Here is a 17,840-nt window from a genome sequence, read left to right on the forward strand (position 1 = left end):
CGGCGCCCCTTCACTGCCTGCCAGCGTAGGATGACGACTCCTTCTGTGGCCAAAGATGCTGGTACGACCCATCCCTTGATACGACCAGGACCGTCGAGACAAACCCCGGGCGAACCCAGGCAACCTGAAGTGACCAGCCCATGCCGCGCGCTGGTCGCAAGGACCTGGGTTGTTTGTACGCAAAACCTCTTCAGATGGCGCTTTTGACTTTGCTCCCGACCCGGGTGCGGATGCGCTCCAGCGTCAGCGGCAAGGGTTCCAGCGGAACCCGTGGGGCCAGGGTTGGCTTGTCCGGATAGATCCATGGGTTGTCGCGCAATGCCTGCTCGACAAACTCGGCCGCGTCCTTGTTGGCCTTGGGATATAGCTTGGGACTCGAGGTCCTGGCGCTGACCTGCGTCCGTCATCAAGGAAAATGCCCCTCGCTACAGGTTTCCAGGCCCTCGCCAACCCGGCACAATGCGCCCCGGCCAACGCCCTCGAACAACTCCAATGCCAGCAAGGACCGCCCGTTGAATCTCCTGCACAAACTGCTCAACGCCTTCAAGACACCTGCCACCACCCGCCAAGAAGCTCAACCCCAGAGCGAACCCGAAGGCTCCAGCCCGGCCCCGACGCCTTATGAGCCCAGCGCCGAAGAGCAGGCACTGATCGCCCTGCTCGACGCCGGCGCCGCCAGCCTGGACCGCCACTGGCAAGCCATAGGGACCTGTGAGCAGGACGTCCTGGGTTTCGCCGTCAGCCCCAGTTTCACCGGTGGCCCTGACTGGCCCTCGACGCGCCAGGCCTATCGCATCGTGCGTCGCCCCCACAGCATCATCCTCGCCACCGAGGGCCTGTCCGATCCGTTCGATGGCGTCGAAGGCGAAGACCTGGGCAACGGCTTCGAAATGGAGTTGTTCATCGATACCCCGGATATCCCCGCCCACGCCCAGGGGCCACTGGGCGAAGTGCACCCCTTCGCCGCCAGCTGGTGCTTCGAGCTGCTGCGCTGCGTGGCGGCGACGGTGGCCAATGCCGGAGGGTATCGCCCGCGGCTGGAGCGTCATGGCGTGCTGTCCCTGGAATTGCCCGGGGTCAGCCAGTCCCGCTCCATGAGCGAACAATTGCCCGCGCATTTCGTCAGCGCCGATGACTGCGCCGGGGTGTTGATCGGCGGCCCCGCGGCCAGCTTCCCCACCACCGTGGCCGACATGCCGCTGTCGCCGGTGCTCCTGGTACCGGTGGTGCTGATCACCGCATCGGAACTGGACTACGTGCGCAATGGCGGCGCCCAGGCCCGCCAGGACCTGGTCGCCCGGCTGGAGGCCGCCGGCCTGGGCCATGTCAGCCATCTGCAACGCGCCAGCGTGATCTGAGCCAGCCAGGAGCCCGTCGATGTCGGAACAGCCGTCGTTCTTCACCTTTCATCTGTTTGCCGCCCGCTTCGCCAGCCACGCCGAGGCCGAGCTGTTCGCCTTCGAGCAATGGGAAGCCGAACCCGGCCCCGAGGCCAGTGATGCTCAATACCAGGCCTGGGAGGACAGCAATCCTTCCTGGCGCCTGGCGCAAGAGCTGGGCCTGCACCTGGACTCGGATTTCATCGAACTGCTGCCCCGGGAAGAATACCCGCGCTACCTGGAATCGCTGATCAGCAGCGAAGCCGAGCGCCAACGACTGCACTCGCAAATCGCCAGCGAACATAGCCATTTCATTCTCGTCGCCAGCGCCGCGCTGGATAATCAGCAACCTGCCCTACAGGGCACCACGACCCTGGACTACCTGGGCTTATTCAATCCAATCCTGCCATGAACAAGATCCTTGCCTTACTGCTGCTCGGCAGCCTGCTTGGTGGCTGCCAGAGCGGCCCCAACGCCCAGAACGATTCCATGGTCGGCCTGCGCTGCTGGCACTACCGCGACCAGGAGACCATCTCCCGGGAGATGCTCGACTATATCCGCCGCCAGGGCGAAGCCGGCAATCCGATGTGCCAGACCCTGCTGGCCACCCTGTACGAACGCGGTCATGGAGTCGCGCAGGATACTGCCCGGGCCAAAGCCCTGTATCTCTCGCAGGCCCAGACAAACCCAAGGGCCTACCACCATCTCGGGCGCCTGGACGAACAAGAAGGCGACTACCTCCTGGCCAGGGATCACTACCAGCGCGCCGCGGCGGTGGGGAGCAAGGAAAGTACCCTGGCCCTGGCCAGGTTGATGGAAGAAGGCAAAGGCGGCCCGCAGGATCTTCCAGGCGCGCAGCAGATGTACTTCAGCGTTCTCAAGCAGAGCGGCGACGCTGCCTGCAAAGGCATCGACCGGCTGCGTGACCAGGGCCTGGAGCTCAATGCCGAGCAACAAGCGCGGTACAACCAGGTCTGGACCGACTCCGCCAGGAGCCGGCTCAGCCTCAAGCTGCGACTGCTCCAGCACCGAACGCTCGGCAAGCTCAAGCTCGGACCTGATGTAAAGCCCGCGGTGGTCGAGGTGCAGTTCGTGCCCGGCTCCGCTGAGCCGCGGCTCAAGCTGCTGGAAAGCTCCGGCGACACGTCCCTGGACCAAACCATCCTCCAGAACCTGGGTAGCTATCGTTTTGTCGGCCAGCCAATCCCCCAGGCCGGCCAGGATGACTGGCGGGTAAAGGCCCATATCGACCCACATGCCAGATGACCCGGCCTTTTGGCCCAAAGTGCGCACCTGCGATCGAGCGGAGATTCCGCTGACGGGCACTTGGTGCTAAAAAGGCCCCCAAGCCCCAATGCCGATCAGTCAAGGCAAGGTAGGAGCGAGGCTTGCCCGCGATGGACTTCAGAGCGCTGGGTTTACCCAGTAAACAGGCGCTACCGTTCACGACCCTCGCGAGCAAGCTGCGCTCCTACAGAAGATCACCTCGCTTGGCTGACTGGTATCAACCCAAGCCCCGACTCAACCCTTGCCGCGCCAAGCCGTACCACGAGAACCCGCATGATCGAAGTCACCGAAGTCTCCATTGCCCAACTGCGTGCCGCCCTCGAGTCCGGCCAGACCACCGCCGTGGAACTGGTCCAGGCCTACCTGGCGCGGATCGATGCCTACGACGGCCCCGCCACTGCCACCGCCCTCAACGCCGTGGTGGTGCGCAACCCCCAGGCGCTGGAGGAAGCACAAGCCTCTGATGCCCGCCGCGCCAAGGGCCAGCTCCTCGGGCCACTGGACGGCATTCCCTACACCGCCAAGGACAGCTACCTGGTCAAGGGCCTGACCGCCGCGTCCGGCAGCCCGGCCTTCAAGGACCTGGTGGCCCAGCGCGACGCCTTTACCATCGAGCGCCTGCGCGCCGGCGGCGCCATCTGCCTGGGCAAGACCAACATGCCGCCCATGGCCAACGGCGGTATGCAGCGTGGGGTCTATGGCCGCGCCGAAAGCCCCTACAACGCCCAGTACCTGACCGCGCCCTTCGCCTCCGGCTCGTCCAACGGCGCCGGCACCGCCACCGCCGCCAGCTTCAGCGCCTTCGGCCTGGCCGAGGAAACCTGGTCCAGCGGTCGTGGCCCGGCCTCCAACAACGGCCTGTGTGCCTATACCCCCTCGCGCGGCGTGATCTCGGTGCGCGGCAACTGGCCGCTGACCCCGACCATGGACGTGGTGGTGCCTTACGCCCGGACCATGGCCGACCTGCTGGAAGTGCTGGACGTGGTAGTCGCCGAAGACCCGGATAAACGCGGTGACCTGTGGCGCCTGCAGCCCTGGGTGCCGATTCCGGCCGTGGCCAGCGTGCGTCCCGCTTCCTACCCGCAGCTGGCGGCCGATGCCGGGGCCCTCAAGGGCAAGCGCTTCGGCGTGCCGCGCATGTACATCAATGCCGACGCCGAGGCTGGCACCAGCGCCAAGCCGGGGATCGGCGGCCCCACCGGCCAGCGCATCGTCACCCGCGAGTCGGTGATCGAACTCTGGCGCCAGGCGCGCCAGGCCCTGGAAGCCGCTGGCGCCGAGGTGCTGGAAGTGGACTTCCCATTGGTATCCAACTGCGAAGGCGACCGCCCCGGCGCGCCCACCGTGTTCAATCGCGGCATCGTCAGCAAGGAATTCCTCCATGACGAGCTGTGGGAGCTCTCGGGCTGGGCCTTCGACGACTTCCTGCGGGCCAACGACGACCCCAAGCTCAACCGCCTGGCCGATGTCGACGGAGCGCAGATCTTCCCCCATGACCCGGGCACCCTGCCCAATCGCGAGGATGACCTGGCGGCGGGCATGGACGAGTACGTCAACATGGCCAAGCGCGGCCTCAAGACCTGGGACCAGATCGCCACCCTGGCCGACGGCCTGCGCGGCCTGGAGCAGACCCGCAAGCTCGACCTGGAAGACTGGATGGACGCCCAAGGGCTGGACGCGGTGCTGTTCCCCACCGTCGCCGACGTCGGCCCGGCGGATGCCGACATCAACCCCGAGTCGGCGGACATCGCCTGGAGCAACGGCATCTGGGTGGCCAACGGCAACCTCGCCATCCGCCACCTGGGCGTGCCCACCGTCACCGTGCCCATGGGCGTGATGGCGGACATCGGCATGCCGGTGGGCCTGACCTTCGCCGGCCGGGCCTATGACGATGCAAATCTGCTGCGCCTGGCCTCGGCCTACGAGTCCACCGGCAGCAAGCGCCTGGTGCCGCCGCGCACGCCCAAGCTGGCCACGCAGTAACGCAAAAAACGCAATCGGGGCCGCCATGGCCCCGATCCTCATTCCTGCCCGCTCAAGGCCTCACTGCTCATCCACGGGTTGCAGCGGCGAATGCTGCCAGTCGAACCGCGCGATCAACTGCCTGCACAGCTCATCCAGTTGCGGATGGTAGTAATGCATATGGGGCACCGGAATCTGCGCTTCGCCATGGCCGAACCCCAGGCCGTACAGAGCGCTGGCATAACTTTCCAGCGGGCCGTAGGCGTAGACCAGGTTGTGCCGGTCCCAGACCACCGTGGCCTGGTCTTCGGGCGAGTGCACCCAGAAGTCGAAGCGGCTGTCGCCACATAGCAATGGCTTGAACTCATCGATGAAGTCCGCGACCTCGGCCAGGGACAGCATCGGGCTCATGTAGCGGCCTACCGGCACGTCTTCGCGGCTGGTGTGCAACACGAACAGCAACAGCAGCGGCTGGGTGAGACAGCGGGCCAGGCTGAGGAGCACCTGCGGATCGGACCCCGGCACGCCGGCCACCACCCGCTCGCCGCCGTTGAAGGGCGCGATCTCGAAAACCGGCGGGTAACTGTGCTCGAGCCACTGGTCATCGATCATGTGTGCAAATCTGTGCATAACAGCCTGATCCTCCCGATCAACTCTCACACCTGGCCTGACGTCCATTCGTCAGGGCGGCGAATGTAAAGCACTCCGGGCAAGCTAGATAGCCTTATCGAACACCGCGTTGACCTGCAGCGGCTACTGCACCTCCAGCAGCCTGAACTGCAGCGGCGAAGCGGCCTGGCCTGGGCAATAGTCGGCCGTCAGGCTCAGCTCGCCGGGCCGGCCTGCGGACCACAGCCGGCACGTCACCCGCAGCGTGCCCGGCTGCTGGGTCGGGTAGCAGTCAAAGTCCACTCGCCCGCTCCTGTCGGGCGCCAGCGCCATCTCCCAGTCGGGTAGCGCGAGGCTGGCCAGGCAAGCCGCGCCAGCCTCCAGTTCCTCGAGCACTTCCTCATAAATTGCGGTGCTGATGCCGTACTGCGCCAAAGCACCGGGCTCGCCGCCCTGGATCGCTCGCAGCAATCCGGTCAGCAATTCGTAGATCCGTTGCAGGTCCCCTGCGTGCATGGTGGTTCTCCTGAAATTGCGCGGCGGCCATGCTAATGGATGCGCGCCCCGGCACCAACAGTCCGGCCTCGTCAAACCTCGCTGGCGCCCTGTACCCTACTGCCGACCCTTTTGCCCCTAGGACACCGATGAACAACCACGATGTTCCCCTGGCCAACGGCTGGACTGCCCGGTTCACCTACCGTGGCGAATTTCGCATGGGCGCCGAAGGCTGGAGCCTGCTCTTGGAAGGCCCCGGGCAACAGCGCATCGGCTACTTCGACAGCCAGATCGTGCTGGTCAACGACGAAGATGGCGCCCAGGCCCGCTCCTGCATCAGCCTCTCCGAAGACGGCACCCAGGGTTACCTGGCCATGGGGCCGGACCACGGCTGGGTGCTGGACTTCGCCCGCTCCATGCTTGCCCCGCACCGGGTGAACATCCATCACCACCATCCTGGCTACGATGAAAGCGTCTCGGTCTGCGAACAACCGACCTTCAAGCGTGAGCGCCAGTACATCCGGGTGATCGGCAAGTTCATCTACCTGACCTTCCCCCTGACCCGGGACGAGGATTTCCCCAAGGTCTGGGAGGAGTACCTGGCGATACGCCGGCGGCAACTGGACGAGCTGTACTTTCGCAACTGACCAGGCACGCCGTCGCTACCGGCACAACCATCGGCCTTAGCGCAGGCTCCAGGACATCCCGACATACACCCCCATGCCCTCGCCCGGGGTCGAACGGGCGGCATCCAGGCCCTTGTCGTCGTAGCCCGGGGTGACGGTGGCGGCATAACGCTGGCCGGTCAGGTTGCGCAGGTCGACCCAGGCCTGCCAGTCGTTCTTCGGCGCGTTGTAGCCCAGGGTCGCGCCGAACAGCGCATAGGGGTCGGCGTAGTAGCTGTTGGCGTAGTCCACCGCCACCTTGGACACCAGCTGGGTGTTGACGGCGGCGAAGAAGCCCTGCGGCCAGTCGTAGCGCAACTCGCCCTGGTAGTAGTGCATCGGCAGGCCCGGCAGGCGGTTGGTGCCAAAACGTGGATCGTCGCGGTAGTGGAAGTCGCTGAAGGTGTAGGCCTGGCGCAGGCCCAGGCGCCCCACCCCGGGCCGCGACCACAGCTCGCTCTCCAGGCTGGCCTCCACCCCCTGGTGCACCGTGGGGCTGGCGTTGAGTTCATAAGGCATGGTGGCGTTGTCATCCGGCCATACCGACAACAGTTCATGGCGAATCTGGGCGTAGTACCAGGCCAGGCTCCACTGGCCCAGGGCGCTGTCGCCACGGCCACCCAGCTCCAGGGTGGTGGCGGTCTGGTTCTGCAGCTTGATTGGATCGCGCTGGGTTCCCGTGGCGACGCCGCTGCCGGTCGGGAAGCGAATGTTGGAGCTATAGATCAGCGACCAGGGATGCGGCGCCTCCACCGAACGGCTGAGGTTGCCGAACAACTGCACATCGCGGTTCAACTGGTAGCGCAGGCCCAGGCGCGGGGCATAGTCCCAGTCGCCGAGGCTGGTCTTGCCGCCGCCCGCAGGATAGGTCACCGCGCTCTCGCGGCGGGTGTAGATGGCCGCCAGGCCGGTGGTCAGCCACAGGTCGTCGGCGATCTCCAGGTCATTGCTCAAATGCACGACGCTGTCCGAACCCTGGTAGGTGAAATTGCGCATCCGCGTGCCCGGTGCGTAATTATTGGTATTGCCGGTGGGGATACGCACGAACTCGCTGGCGCCGTCGTTGGGCAGGTGCTTGGTCACCCGCAGGCCCAGGGTGCTACGGCTCTCCAGGCCCCAGAGGGTGTCGCGGCGCTTGTAGTCGAGGGTGCCGCTGACATCGCTGTAGGCCACCTTCAGGCGGTTGGGGCCTTCGCGCAGGTCCATGGGGTAGTCGTGGTAGACCAGGCCGGCCTGCAGGCTCGAATCGTCATCGATGTACCAGGTGGTCTTGTTGCCGACGAAGGTGCTGCCCGGCTGCTTGCGCCGGTCGTCCCGGGACACATAGGCCGGGTTGGCCGCCCTGGGGGAATGCTCGATGGAATGCTTGGTCACCCGCCCGGCCAGGTCGTTGTCGGTCTGCCGATAGCGCAGGTAGAAACGGGTTTCCAGGTTCGGATTCAAGCGATAGCCGAAGTTGGCCATGACTCCCCGGCTGTCGCTGGCGGTATGGCGCTGGTAGCCGTCGGCATTGGAATCGGTCAGCGAGACGTAGTAGTCGAAGTCCCCCAGCACTTGCCCGGAACTGACCTGGCGCTGCTGGTAGCCGTGGCTACCGGTGACGTAGCGCACCTGCAACAGCGGCGCGTCGTAGCCGGTATGGCTGAGGTAGTCGATGGCGCCGCCCAGGGCCAGGGCGCCGCGATCGAAGCCGTTGGCCCCGCGTAGCACCTCCACGCGGTCGACCCACAGTGGCTCCAGCAACTCGTAGGGGGTACCGCCAGGGCCGGTCAGGGGCAGGCCGTCGAGCAGGGTGTAGAGCCCCGAGGCGTGGGCCCCGGGGGCACGGTTGATGCCCGAGCCACGGATCGAGATCTTCACCCCTTCGTTGCCCGCCGATTGGGCATAGACCCCAGGCTGGTAGGCCAGCACGTCCTGGTTGCTGGCCACCCGCCCCTGCAATGGCCGGCTCACCTGTACCAGGTTGCTCCCGCCGGGAACCTGGGCCAGCCGCGCCCGGGCTTCTTCAGCCCCCTGCCCGGCGTCCTCCTGGCCTTGTCCCAGGACCTGTGCCGGAGCCAGTTCCAGGCCCCCGGGCTCGGCCATGGCCGGACAGGCAAGGGCCAGGCCCAACAAAGTGGTGGGCAGGGTTCTGGGCGAAAGCATCGGTACGACTCCGGCGTGGGCAATGGACAGTGAAGGTTGCGACGCAGGAATGAACGAAGAAAACACAGGCCGATTTGGCTTTTTTGCCAGGACGCGGGGGCGGCCCGGCGCAAGGGAGCATGGAGCGATGGCAGGCGAGCCTCGACGCCCGCCTGATCGGGGCCTACCTCAGGCCGGATAACCGGTGATCTCGCGGATGCTCTGGTACAGCGGCTTGAGCTGGCGGTACATGCGCAAGTACACCTGGCTGTACAACCGCTGGTACATCTGCCGGGCCTGGGGCTGGGGCTCGAACACCGCGCCGACCCGGGTCATGGCGCTGATGGCCGTGGAAAAATCCGGGTACAGCCCCAACCCCACCGCGCAGGCGATCACCGCGCCCAGTCCCGAGGCCTCGTAGACATGCGGACGCTCCACCGGCAGGCCGAAGATATCGGCGGTCAGTTGCATCGCCGCATCGCTCTGGGAACCACCACCGGCCACCCGCAGGCGGGTGATCTTGAGCTTCGAGCGTTTCTCCATGCGCTCCATGCCCTGGCGCAAGGCATAGGCCAGGCCCTCGAGGATCGCCCGGTAGATATGCGCCCGGGTATGCACGTCGCCGAAACCGATCATCGCACCCTTGGCCTCCATCCCCGGCTCACGGATACCCGGCGACCAGTAGGGTTGCAGGGTCAGGCCCATGGACCCTGGCGGCACTGCCTGGACCAGGGCGTCGAACAACTGTTCCGGCTCCAGCCCCTGCTCCGCCGCCTGCTGCACCTCGCGCAGGCCGAACTGCTGCTTGAACCAACTGACCATCCAATAGCCACGGAAGATCATCACCTCGCAGTTGTAGTGATCCGGCACCGCTGCCGGATACGGCGGAATCAGCGGCACCACCTCCAGGTAACGCGAGCGGGTGGTGGTGATGGTGGCCGTGGTGCCGTAGGAGACGCAGGCCGTGGTGGAATCCTGGACCCCGGAGCCCAGCACCTCGCAGGCCTTGTCGGCTCCCGCAGCGATCAGCGGCAGGCCCTCGGGAATGCCGGTGTGGCGACTGGCCTCGGCGGTGATCCGGCCCAGGGTTTCACCAGGCTTGTGCAGGGTCGGCAGTTGTTCGCGGCGTACCGCCAGGGCCTGCCATTTCCAATCGCTGGGAGCGGCCCAGCGCAGGCGCTTGTAGTCGAACGGCAGGTAGGCCACGCAGCACCCCACCGAGTCGACGAAATGGCCGGTCAGGCGATGGGTGAGAAACCCCGACAGCAGCAGGAACTTGTCGGTGGCGGCCCAGATGTCAGGCTGCTTCTGCGCCACCCAGTTGGCTTCGGCCTGGGCGCGGAAGTAATCCACCGTGGCCTCGGCGCCAATCAGCTTGAACAGCCAGCTCCAGGGCCCCTTGAGCTTGCCCTCGAGTTCGGCCTGGCGCTGGTCCAGCCAGAGGATCGCCGGGCGCAGCGCCCGCCCCTGGGCATCGACGTTGATCAGGGTGCCGCGCTGGGTGGTCAGGGACACCCCGCGGATCTGCGAACGGTCGATGCCGGTCTGCTGCCAGAGGATCTGGCAGGCTTCGCCGAGCTTGGCCCAGTAGTAGTCCGGGTCCTGTTCGGCCCAACCGGGCTGGGTCGAGTAGTAGGCCTCCAGCTCCACCTTGCCCTTGCCGATCAGGTTGCCCTGAAGGTCGAACAGCAATGCGCGTACGCTCTGGGTTCCGTTATCGATAGCCAGCAGGTAGTCCCGCTTGTTGTTGTGATTATCCATGGGGCTCTCTTGGTTAGGCATCAGTGCTGGGCAAGCTGTGGTGGCGTTGCCACAGGGCGAGGTAACGCTGTTCTTCGGCTTGCCAATGGGCGTCGCTCCAGCCCAGGCGCTCCTGGCACAGGTTGCGGATGGCTGGCAGGTAGCTGGCGCCCCCTTTGGCCAGCAGCAGGCCCAGGCGCGTGCGGCGCAGCAGCAGGTCGTCCAGGTGCAGGACCATTTCCGCCTCGGCGGCAAAGGCCAGCTCGGCCCACAGGGTGTCGCTGGCGCCGACGCACTCGTGGCCCACCTGCTCCACCAGTTGTGCCAGCCGCGGCAGGTCGCGACCATGGCGCCCGGCCAGGCGCCGCTGCTGGGCGCCGTTGAGGCCGGGAATCTCCACGGTCGGGACCGGAGCGAACACCGGGGCGCCGTCGTCGCTGACACTGCGTCCGATCATCGCCCCACAAGCGGCCAGCACCTCGATGGCCTGGGGCCGGAAGGTGGTGAGCTTGCCGCCGGCCAGGGTCACGCATCCCGGCTCCTGCCACAGCACATGCTCGCGGGTTTCGTTGGAGGGCTTGTCCTCGGAGTCCGCACCGCCAGCGGCCACCACCGGGCGCACCCCGGCCCAGGTCGAAAGCACGTCGCCGGCGACGATCCGCGCCTCGGGAAACTGCTGGGCGCAGGCCGCCAGCAAGTAATGCAGCTCCTGGTGGCTGATGCTGGCGCTCAGGTCCAGGTCTTCGCGATGGTCCAGGTCGGTGGTACCGACCACGGTGGCGCCTTCCCAGGGGAAGACGAACACTGGCCGGCGATCCTCGGCATGCATGAAACTGAAGGCATGGGCCACTGGCAGTCGCCAACCCGGCAGCAACAGGTGGCTGCCACGCAACGGTCGCAGTTGACGCCCGGCATCCGCCGGACGCAAACGCTCGGCCCAGGCCCCGGTGGCCACCGCCAGGCTCTCGCTGCGCAGCTGGCGTGGGGCACCGCCTTCGCTGTCATCCACCTCGACCCCGCAAACCCGCCCGTTATCACGCAACAAGCGGGTCACGCGCAGGCCATTGAACGCCTGGGCGCCATCGGCCCGGGCCTCGGCCAATACCCGCATCACCAGCCGCGCATCGTCGGTCAAGGCGTCGAGAAAACAGGTGCCGCCCAGCAAGCCCGGGGTCTTCACCCCAGGCGCCAGGAACTGCAACTGCCCGGCATCGTGGAACCTGTGGTTACGCCGTCCGGCCAGGGCGTCATACAGGCTCAGCAGGCTGCCGAACACCCGCGGCCCGGGAAACTGGCCCCGGTAATGGGGCATCAGGAAGCTCATGGGGTCCACCAGCCCGGGAGCCTCTTGCAACAAGCGCTGGCGCTCGCGCACCGAGTCCCGGGTCAGGCGCCACTGGCCCTTGGCGATGTAGCGCAAGCCGCCATGGACCATCTTCGAAGACCGGCTGGAGGTGCCCCAGGCGAAATCCCGCTGCTCCAGCAACAGGCAGCGCCAACCACGCCGGGCCGCCTCACGCAGGATCCCGGCGCCGCTGATGCCGCCGCCGATCACGATCAGGTCCCAGCGCTGCGCCGCGAGGCTCGGCAGCGCCTGTTGCCGCCATTGGCCGTTCCAGTCCTGGCCCATGGCCTTACTGCTCCAGCAGGGTGCCGGGGTTCAAGCGTCCGGCCGGGTCGAAATGGCGGCTCAGGGCCTGCAGGGTCTCGATGGCCAGTGCGCCCTTTTCCCGTGGCAGGTAGGGTGCATGATCCTTGCCCACCCCATGCTGGTGGCTGATGGTGCCCTGGTGCTCGACGATGGTCTGGCTGGCGCCATGCTTGAGAGCCTGCCAGCGGGCCAGGGTCGCCGGGTACTGGCGGTCAGGACGGAACACGTAGGTGGTGTAGATGCTCGAGCCTTCGCCATAGACATGGGACAGGTGGGTGAACACATGCACCTGCTCGCCCTCGGCGGCCAGGCCGTCGCGCAGGCTGTTCTCGATGCGTTGCAAAAGCGTATCGACATTGCTCCAGTCGGTAGCGGTTTCCAGGGTGTCCACCAGATAGCCGGCATTCCACAGGCTTTCGCGCAGGTAGGGAAAACGAAAGCGGTTCTGCGCCCACTTCTTGCCCAGCAGGGTGCCGGTGAACACCCCGCCAAAGGCCTTCAAATGCTGGCGCGCCTGGCGCAGGGACAAGGCGTTCTGCCGGCGATTGCCGGTCACGCCGAAGGTCAACAGGCACTTGCCCTGACCCGCGCCCCGCAGCGCCAGGTACTTTTCCAGCCAGGCGATCTGCGTCGGGTGGCCGGCCAGGGCCAGTTGGGTCTCGGTCTCCACGGCGTTGGACAGGCGCAGCATCGACAACGGCACCCGGGCCTGGGCCAAGGCCCGCACAGCCTGCAGGGCCTGGGGCCAGTCCGGCAGGAACACCCCGTAGAAACGCTCGTCGTCCGGCAAGCGGCTGACCCGTACCTTGACCTCGGAAATGATCCCGAAGCGCCCTTCACTGCCCAATACCACTTCACGCAGGTCGGGCCCGGCGGCGGAAGCCGGGAACGTGGCGATCGGCATCGGTCCGGCGAAGGTCTCCAGGGTGCCGCCGGCGAACAATTGTTCGATGCGCCCGTAGCGCAGCGATTGCTGGCCGCTGGAACGGCTGGCCACCCAACCGCCGAGGGTCGACAACTCCCAGGACTGCGGGAAGTGCCCGAGGGTGTAGCCCCGGGCGCGCAACTGGCTCTCCACCTGGGGGCCGCTGGCGCCGGGGCCGAAGGTGGCCAGCAGGCTGTCTTCGTCCAGGTCCAGCAGGCGGCTCATGCGCGCCAGGGACACCGTCAGCACCGGCCGTTCGGACCAAAGGGGGTTGATGTGGCCGGCCACCGAGGTGCCGCCCCCATAGGGGATCAGGCACCAGTCATGTTCTTCGGCCAATGCCAGCAACTGGCGGATCTGGGCGGCGGTTTCAGGAAACGCCACCGCATCCGGATAGACCTCCAGCTCGCCTTCACGCAACGCCAGCCAGTCCGCCAGGCTTTGGCCCCGGGCGTGCAACAGCCGCTCCTGGGGCTCGATGCTGTACAGCGGGTGGGTCGGTAACCGCGATGCAGGTACCCGGGCCAGGGCCTGTTCCAGGGAAGCTTCCGGCAACCTGAATCCCGGCCCCAGGCGCTCGGCGAGAAAGCCCGCGCCTTCGGCCGGCAATTCGACCACCGTGGATGCATCCCCCCAGCCATTCCAGCGTCGCATGCGTATGTCCTTCTGCTGTTCTTATAGATCTTGCGTAAGGCTCCCTATACTAGTGCGCCGCTGCCACCTGTCACGGTCGCATCGAGCCAGTTGGTGTAGCCGATTGAGTCAGCCACGCCCGCGCCAGGAGCGAGGCAGGTGACAAGTCGCCTGTGCTGCCGAACAATCCCCTACCCGTCCCCAGGATAGAATCGCCCCATGCCCGCCTCGCTGAGAACCTGCTCCCCGTTGTTCTGGTCCCCGGACCTGGGCATCGACTATGGCGCCCCGGCCTTGAGCCTGCGCGACCTGCTGCCGCAAGTAGGCCAGGGCATCTCGGCGTTCTTCGAGCCGCAGGATCGGCTGCTGGTCGGTGAGACCCTGCAGTTGATCTGGCACCCACCCGTGAGCGATATCAACGGCTGGAGCGAACAACCTTCGGAACTGGCCCACAGCCACTTGCTGCGGGCCAGGGTCAGCGGGCCGCAACAGTCACCCGCCCAGCCGATGCATGACCTGCACCGGGGCCGGCAGCGCTTTGCCTTGCAGGTCCTGGCCTGTACCCCACTGCTGGCGGCACTCAAGGCCCAGCCGCTGGACCAGCAGGCCTGGAGCCTGCCTGGCATCGGCAGGCCGCAGGGCGCTTGCCTGAGCTGGGATGAAGCCCATGGGTGCGGGCGCGCCGACGTCGGCGGATTGACCTGCCTGAGCGCCGCCAATGGCAACGAAGGCATGATGGAGATGATCCTGGAGATCATCGGTGACCAGGTCAGCGGGTTGTTATCGGTGCATCTTGGCCCCGGCGGGAATACTTATGAATTTGGCCGGCGAGTGCTCGCGGGCGCGGAGCTCATTGCCATTCGCCGGGCCCTGGAGCACGCCCGGCCGCTGCAGGATACCCAGGACGCCTACCTCGTCGATTGAGTGTCAATCGGGGAAAGAACTCCCGTGCAGGACTAAGCAGCTGTTTTCAAACCGATTTTTTTTGCGCTGGGGGCTTCCCAAACTGCCAGCGAGTTGTTAAATTTGCGCCCGTTCTTGCAGCGGTCCTCCCCGGACCGGCACTTCAGGCAAGTAACGTCGCAACAGCTACAGGGGCGTCGCCAAGCGGTAAGGCAGCAGGTTTTGATCCTGCCATGCGTTGGTTCGAATCCAGCCGCCCCTGCCATTTTCCTTCCCAGTTCACTCCACCAGGCTTTGCGCCAGGAACTCCAGCATCGCGTTGACCTTGGGCAACCCCTGCCGGCTTTTCAGCCATAGCAGGTTGATCGTCTGCCCTCGGGTCGCCAGATGCGGCAGGACTTCCACCAGGCTGCCATCTTCCAGTTGGCGCTTGACCAGCCACGACGGCAAGTGGGCGATGCCATAACCGCCCAGCGCCGCCATCAGCAAGCCCTCCCCCGCACCCACTACGCAACTGGCGGCAATCAACCGGCGCTCGATCTGCCCCGGCTCGCTGGTGGCGAAGCTCCAGGGGTGCACGCGCCCGTCCGCCCAGCCATAGGCGATGCACTGGTGCCGCTCCAGGTCGGCGATCACCGCTGGTTCGCCACGTTGCGCCAGGTAACCCGGGGCGGCACAGAACAGGTATTGCTCGGTTCCCAGGTACCGATGCCCAAGCTCCGCCGGCCACAGGTCGGGGCCACCCAGGCGCACGGCGATATCGACCCCGGCCTCGATGGGATTGGCCAGATGTTCGGAGAAGGTCACATGGGGCTGCAACTGCGGATGCTCCCGGGCAAATTCGAGAATCGGCCCCAGGACCTGGGCCCGGCCGAATGCCCCCGGCAGGTCGATGCGCAGCTTGCCGCGCAGCTCATGCTGTTGCGCCTGCAGCTCGAGCTCGGCCTCTTCCAGTTCGGCCAGCACGCCACTGCAAGTGCGATAGAACGCCAGGCCGGCATCGGTCAGGGCCAGGCTGCGGGTGGTACGCCGGAACAATCGCGCCTGCAGCCGCGCTTCCAGGCGGGCGATGGCCTTGCTGATGGCCGACGCCGTGAGGTTCAAGCGTTCGCCGGCCGCCTTGAAGCTGCCACAGTCGGCCACGCAGACAAACACGTCGATACCCTTCAAGCGTTCGGAGGAAAACATTTGGCATCCTGTCTATTAATGAATCTGATTCACCTCAGTCGATAAAAAGCATCATAAAACAGAACCAGATTCCACAGTAAGCTGATCAGCACTCCATCGGTATCACTGCAAGAGGCACAGATGCTGCGCACCCTGAAACACTATCCGGCGGCCCTCAACCTGATGTTGGCCGGTACCCTGGTGCTGACCCTGGCCCGGGCGGTGACCCTGCCCTACCTGGTGATCTACCTGGCAGGCAGCTTCCAGCTGGATGTCGCCGAAATCGGCCTGGTGCTGGGCAGCAGCCTGATCATCGGATCGGTGTTGAGCCTCTATGGCGGTTTCCTGGTGGACAGGATGGCCAACCATCGATTGGTCCTGTACTGCTGCGCGGTGTTCACCCTGGGCTTCGTCGGTAGCTTCGCCGCCCGCAACCTCTGGTCGTTCTACCTGTGCCTGCTGGCGATCAACCTGGCCTACGCGGTGTTCGATATCGCCATCAAGGCCGGCCTGGCCCGGCAGCTCCCGGAAAACCAGCGCAGCACGGGATTTTCCATCAAGTACACCCTGACCAACATCGGTTACGCGATCGGCCCGTTCCTCGGCGCCGGGCTGGCCAAGCTGGATATCAGCCTGCCCTTCGTGCTGTCCGCGGCCTTGGGTGGCGGGTTCTTCTGCCTGTACCTGGCCCGGGGCGAGCGAGTCCCGCTCGTCACTGAACCCGCCCAGCCACCCCTGGCGTTCCTGGCCCTGGGCAAGCAATTGCTGGCGGACTACCGCCTGGTCTGCTTCACCCTGGGCGGCCTGCTCAGCGCCGTGGTCTTCGGCCAGTTCTCGGCCTACCTGTCGCAGTACCTGGTGATCACCACCTCGGCTGAGGTTGCCTACACCACCATCAGCACCCTGGTGGCCACCAACGCACTGTTGGTGATCTGCCTGCAGTACGCCATTGGCCGGCGCATCCTGCGCCAGCACCTGAACCTGTGGCTGGCCACTGGCCTGGGCCTGTTCCTGCTGGGCATCGGCGGCTTCGCCATGGCCAGCAGCCTGGCGCTGTGGGTGCTGGCCATGGCCGTGTTCACCCTGGGCGAGATCATCGTCTTCCCTGCCGAGTACATGTTCATCGACTGCATCGCCCCCGAGCACCTGCGCGGGCTGTACTACGGCGCACAGAACCTGTCCAACCTCGGCGGCGCCCTGGGACCGATGCTCTGCGGCCTGGTCCTGGCCAGCCAGCCACCCCAGGCGATCTTCTGGATGCTGGGCTTGTTCGTCGTCGGCGGCGGGCTGTTCTACTGCCTGGGCGCCGCCAACCTCGGGCAGGCGCAAGCCAGGCCTGCGGACTGAAGGGCAGCGCTCAGGCAGGTGCCTGGCCCAGGTACCGGGCAATACGCAGCAACGCGCACCGGGCCGCCTCGGACAAGACCAGGGGCGGCTCCTCGATCATGTACCGCAGATGCTCGAAAGCCAGGCCGGCCTCGTTATGTTCCAGGTAGTCAAGGACGATCTCCCGTCCGTGTTCCAGCCCCGCCTGGGCCAATGCATGTTCCGGCGGCACCCGGCCACCCAACTGCTGGTAGGCCTGGGCCATGAGCCACGACGCCTCGTCCAGCACCTGGATCAAGTCGGTTCGCCAAGGGTCGATCGATACAGGCATGCTCATACACTCCTCGTTTTCTGGAAATCGCTTGTCGGGTACCGCCCGCGGGATTTGCCAACCGGCCCCCGTCACGCCGCCAAGCCTTCACAACCCCTGCTGCGTCCCGTTCCTCTGTGCATCTCCCCTGCAAAGAGCGATGCCCCATGAAAAACACCCAATTGAGCCAGTTGATCCTCAACGACCACGCCCGCATCGAAGCGGCCATCAGTACCGGAGCCGCCTGGGAAGTGTGGTTCCAGGTGGAATTCCTGATGCTGTTGCGCGCGGCCCACCTGAGCGCTGCCCGGGAAGTACCCTATCCGAAGCCCAACCAGGACCTGCGCCTGGATGTCCTGGCGCGCCAGGGCGTCGAAGACTACGCCATCGAGCTGAAGGTCGAGAGCGCCACCAATGCCGGTAACCGGCTGCTGGCCGAAACTCGCAAGGACATCACCAAACTGACCAAATACACCGAACCGGTGGAAGCCCGCTGGGCAGTGGCCCTGGGATACAGCGACGTGGCCAAGCACGGTCTGCGGGACTTTGCCACGGCCAACAAGACCTGGGTCATCTACCACGAGGCCGGCTACATGGGCTGCATGATCGCCACGGTTCCCTGACCCCCGGCCTGTGGCGGCTGTGCGCCCGTGCGCAGCCGCCG

At 66.0% G+C, this 17,840-nt stretch carries 16 protein-coding genes, 1 tRNA gene and 1 pseudogene; 9 read left to right on the forward strand and 9 right to left on the reverse strand.

The window, feature by feature from the left end:
• Positions 1–190 precede the first annotated feature (190 nt).
• Positions 191–388 (reverse strand): annotated as a pseudogene (locus CAG11_RS24200) (polyamine ABC transporter substrate-binding protein); the annotation flags it as partial.
• A 124-nt stretch (positions 389–512) separates the two neighbouring features.
• Here CAG11_RS24200 and CAG11_RS24205 point away from each other — a divergent pair.
• From CAG11_RS24205 to CAG11_RS24220, 4 genes are all read left to right on the forward strand, one after another.
• Positions 513–1,358, forward strand: coding sequence for a suppressor of fused domain protein (locus CAG11_RS24205; protein ID WP_085598273.1), 846 nt, complete (start codon positions 513–515; stop codon positions 1,356–1,358).
• Positions 1,359–1,377: 19 nt separating this feature from the next.
• The gene (locus tag CAG11_RS24210; RefSeq protein ID WP_085598274.1) at positions 1,378–1,791 is read left to right on the forward strand and encodes a hypothetical protein; all 414 of its coding nucleotides are present in this window, start codon (positions 1,378–1,380) and stop codon (positions 1,789–1,791) included.
• Positions 1,788–2,645: a tetratricopeptide repeat protein gene (locus CAG11_RS24215; RefSeq protein WP_085598275.1), complete on the forward strand. Its 858-nt coding sequence runs from the start codon at positions 1,788–1,790 to the stop codon at positions 2,643–2,645. The genes CAG11_RS24210 and CAG11_RS24215 overlap by 4 nt, the downstream gene beginning before the upstream one ends.
• 294 nt (positions 2,646–2,939) lie before the next feature.
• Positions 2,940–4,649 carry an amidase gene (locus tag CAG11_RS24220; protein WP_085598276.1) on the forward strand — a complete coding sequence of 570 codons (1,710 nt, stop codon included), beginning with the start codon at positions 2,940–2,942 and terminating at the stop codon, positions 4,647–4,649.
• A gap of 60 nt (positions 4,650–4,709) precedes the next feature.
• Here CAG11_RS24220 and CAG11_RS24225 read toward each other — a convergent pair whose 3' ends face one another.
• Positions 4,710–5,258, reverse strand: coding sequence for a hypothetical protein (locus CAG11_RS24225; RefSeq protein WP_256578692.1), 549 nt, complete (start codon positions 5,256–5,258; stop codon positions 4,710–4,712).
• Positions 5,259–5,381: 123 nt separating this feature from the next.
• Positions 5,382–5,753 (reverse strand): hypothetical protein, encoded by a 372-nt coding sequence (locus CAG11_RS24230; RefSeq protein ID WP_085598278.1) that lies wholly within the window; start codon positions 5,751–5,753, stop codon positions 5,382–5,384.
• A gap of 128 nt (positions 5,754–5,881) precedes the next feature.
• Here CAG11_RS24230 and CAG11_RS24235 point away from each other — a divergent pair, with 128 nt between their 5' ends.
• The gene (locus tag CAG11_RS24235) at positions 5,882–6,379 is read left to right on the forward strand and encodes a hypothetical protein (protein WP_085598279.1); all 498 of its coding nucleotides are present in this window, start codon (positions 5,882–5,884) and stop codon (positions 6,377–6,379) included.
• 36 nt (positions 6,380–6,415) lie between these two features.
• Here the strand turns inward: CAG11_RS24235 and CAG11_RS24240 are convergent, their stop codons facing one another.
• The 4 genes from CAG11_RS24240 to CAG11_RS24255 all read right to left on the reverse strand — a co-directional run bounded on the left by CAG11_RS24240 (position 6,416) and on the right by CAG11_RS24255 (position 13,491).
• On the reverse strand, positions 6,416–8,542 hold the full coding sequence (locus tag CAG11_RS24240) for a TonB-dependent receptor domain-containing protein (RefSeq protein ID WP_085598280.1): 2,127 nt from the start codon (positions 8,540–8,542) through the stop codon (positions 6,416–6,418).
• Positions 8,543–8,710: 168 nt separating this feature from the next.
• Entirely contained in the window at positions 8,711–10,282 is a 1,572-nt protein-coding gene (locus tag CAG11_RS24245) for an FGGY-family carbohydrate kinase (protein WP_085598281.1), read from the reverse strand.
• 13 nt (positions 10,283–10,295) lie between these two features.
• The gene (locus tag CAG11_RS24250) at positions 10,296–11,891 is read right to left on the reverse strand and encodes a glycerol-3-phosphate dehydrogenase/oxidase (protein ID WP_085598282.1); all 1,596 of its coding nucleotides are present in this window, start codon (positions 11,889–11,891) and stop codon (positions 10,296–10,298) included.
• A gap of 4 nt (positions 11,892–11,895) precedes the next feature.
• Positions 11,896–13,491 (reverse strand): FAD-binding oxidoreductase, encoded by a 1,596-nt coding sequence (locus tag CAG11_RS24255; RefSeq protein ID WP_085598283.1) that lies wholly within the window; start codon positions 13,489–13,491, stop codon positions 11,896–11,898.
• A gap of 198 nt (positions 13,492–13,689) precedes the next feature.
• On the opposite strand from CAG11_RS24255, the gene CAG11_RS24260 reads away from it, so the two are divergent.
• Positions 13,690–14,394, forward strand: coding sequence for a hypothetical protein (locus tag CAG11_RS24260; RefSeq protein ID WP_085598284.1), 705 nt, complete (start codon positions 13,690–13,692; stop codon positions 14,392–14,394).
• 169 nt (positions 14,395–14,563) lie between these two features.
• Positions 14,564–14,638 (forward strand) — tRNA-Gln (locus tag CAG11_RS24265).
• Positions 14,639–14,652: 14 nt separating this feature from the next.
• On the opposite strand, the gene CAG11_RS24270 is transcribed toward CAG11_RS24265, so the two are convergent.
• Complete coding sequence (locus tag CAG11_RS24270) at positions 14,653–15,561, reverse strand: LysR family transcriptional regulator (RefSeq protein ID WP_085598285.1); 909 nt, start codon at positions 15,559–15,561, stop codon at positions 14,653–14,655.
• Between the two features lie 120 nt (positions 15,562–15,681).
• On the opposite strand from CAG11_RS24270, the gene CAG11_RS24275 reads away from it, so the two are divergent.
• Entirely contained in the window at positions 15,682–16,887 is a 1,206-nt protein-coding gene (locus tag CAG11_RS24275) for an MFS transporter (RefSeq protein ID WP_085598286.1), read from the forward strand.
• A 10-nt stretch (positions 16,888–16,897) separates the two neighbouring features.
• Here CAG11_RS24275 and CAG11_RS24280 read toward each other — a convergent pair whose 3' ends face one another.
• On the reverse strand, positions 16,898–17,197 hold the full coding sequence (locus CAG11_RS24280) for a MafI family immunity protein (RefSeq protein ID WP_085598407.1): 300 nt from the start codon (positions 17,195–17,197) through the stop codon (positions 16,898–16,900).
• A gap of 146 nt (positions 17,198–17,343) precedes the next feature.
• Between CAG11_RS24280 and CAG11_RS24285 the strand changes: the two genes are divergently transcribed.
• Positions 17,344–17,799 (forward strand): hypothetical protein, encoded by a 456-nt coding sequence (locus CAG11_RS24285; protein ID WP_022644122.1) that lies wholly within the window; start codon positions 17,344–17,346, stop codon positions 17,797–17,799.
• Positions 17,800–17,840: the final 41 nt, after the last annotated feature.

The sequence above is a fragment of the Pseudomonas sp. B6(2017) genome, from assembly GCF_002112765.1.
Classification (GTDB): Bacteria; Pseudomonadota; Gammaproteobacteria; order Pseudomonadales; family Pseudomonadaceae; genus Aquipseudomonas; species Aquipseudomonas piscis.

Excerpts from the sequence above, each read along its gene's own strand:
- CAG11_RS24210 (WP_085598274.1), top strand. The coding sequence starts at position 1,378 with ATGTCGGAACAGCCGTCGTTCTTCACCTTTCATCTGTTTGCCGCCCGC.
- CAG11_RS24215 (WP_085598275.1), top strand. The coding sequence starts at position 1,788 with ATGAACAAGATCCTTGCCTTACTGCTGCTCGGCAGCCTGCTTGGTGGC.
- CAG11_RS24220 (WP_085598276.1), top strand. The coding sequence starts at position 2,940 with ATGATCGAAGTCACCGAAGTCTCCATTGCCCAACTGCGTGCCGCCCTC.
- CAG11_RS24225 (WP_256578692.1), bottom strand. The coding sequence starts at position 5,258 with ATGCACAGATTTGCACACATGATCGATGACCAGTGGCTCGAGCACAGT.
- CAG11_RS24230 (WP_085598278.1), bottom strand. The coding sequence starts at position 5,753 with ATGCACGCAGGGGACCTGCAACGGATCTACGAATTGCTGACCGGATTG.
- CAG11_RS24235 (WP_085598279.1), top strand. The coding sequence starts at position 5,882 with ATGAACAACCACGATGTTCCCCTGGCCAACGGCTGGACTGCCCGGTTC.
- CAG11_RS24240 (WP_085598280.1), bottom strand. The coding sequence starts at position 8,542 with ATGCTTTCGCCCAGAACCCTGCCCACCACTTTGTTGGGCCTGGCCCTT.
- CAG11_RS24245 (WP_085598281.1), bottom strand. The coding sequence starts at position 10,282 with ATGGATAATCACAACAACAAGCGGGACTACCTGCTGGCTATCGATAAC.
- CAG11_RS24250 (WP_085598282.1), bottom strand. The coding sequence starts at position 11,891 with ATGGGCCAGGACTGGAACGGCCAATGGCGGCAACAGGCGCTGCCGAGC.
- CAG11_RS24255 (WP_085598283.1), bottom strand. The coding sequence starts at position 13,491 with ATGCGACGCTGGAATGGCTGGGGGGATGCATCCACGGTGGTCGAATTG.
- CAG11_RS24260 (WP_085598284.1), top strand. The coding sequence starts at position 13,690 with ATGCCCGCCTCGCTGAGAACCTGCTCCCCGTTGTTCTGGTCCCCGGAC.
- CAG11_RS24270 (WP_085598285.1), bottom strand. The coding sequence starts at position 15,561 with ATGTTTTCCTCCGAACGCTTGAAGGGTATCGACGTGTTTGTCTGCGTG.
- CAG11_RS24275 (WP_085598286.1), top strand. The coding sequence starts at position 15,682 with ATGCTGCGCACCCTGAAACACTATCCGGCGGCCCTCAACCTGATGTTG.
- CAG11_RS24280 (WP_085598407.1), bottom strand. The coding sequence starts at position 17,197 with ATGCCTGTATCGATCGACCCTTGGCGAACCGACTTGATCCAGGTGCTG.
- CAG11_RS24285 (WP_022644122.1), top strand. The coding sequence starts at position 17,344 with ATGAAAAACACCCAATTGAGCCAGTTGATCCTCAACGACCACGCCCGC.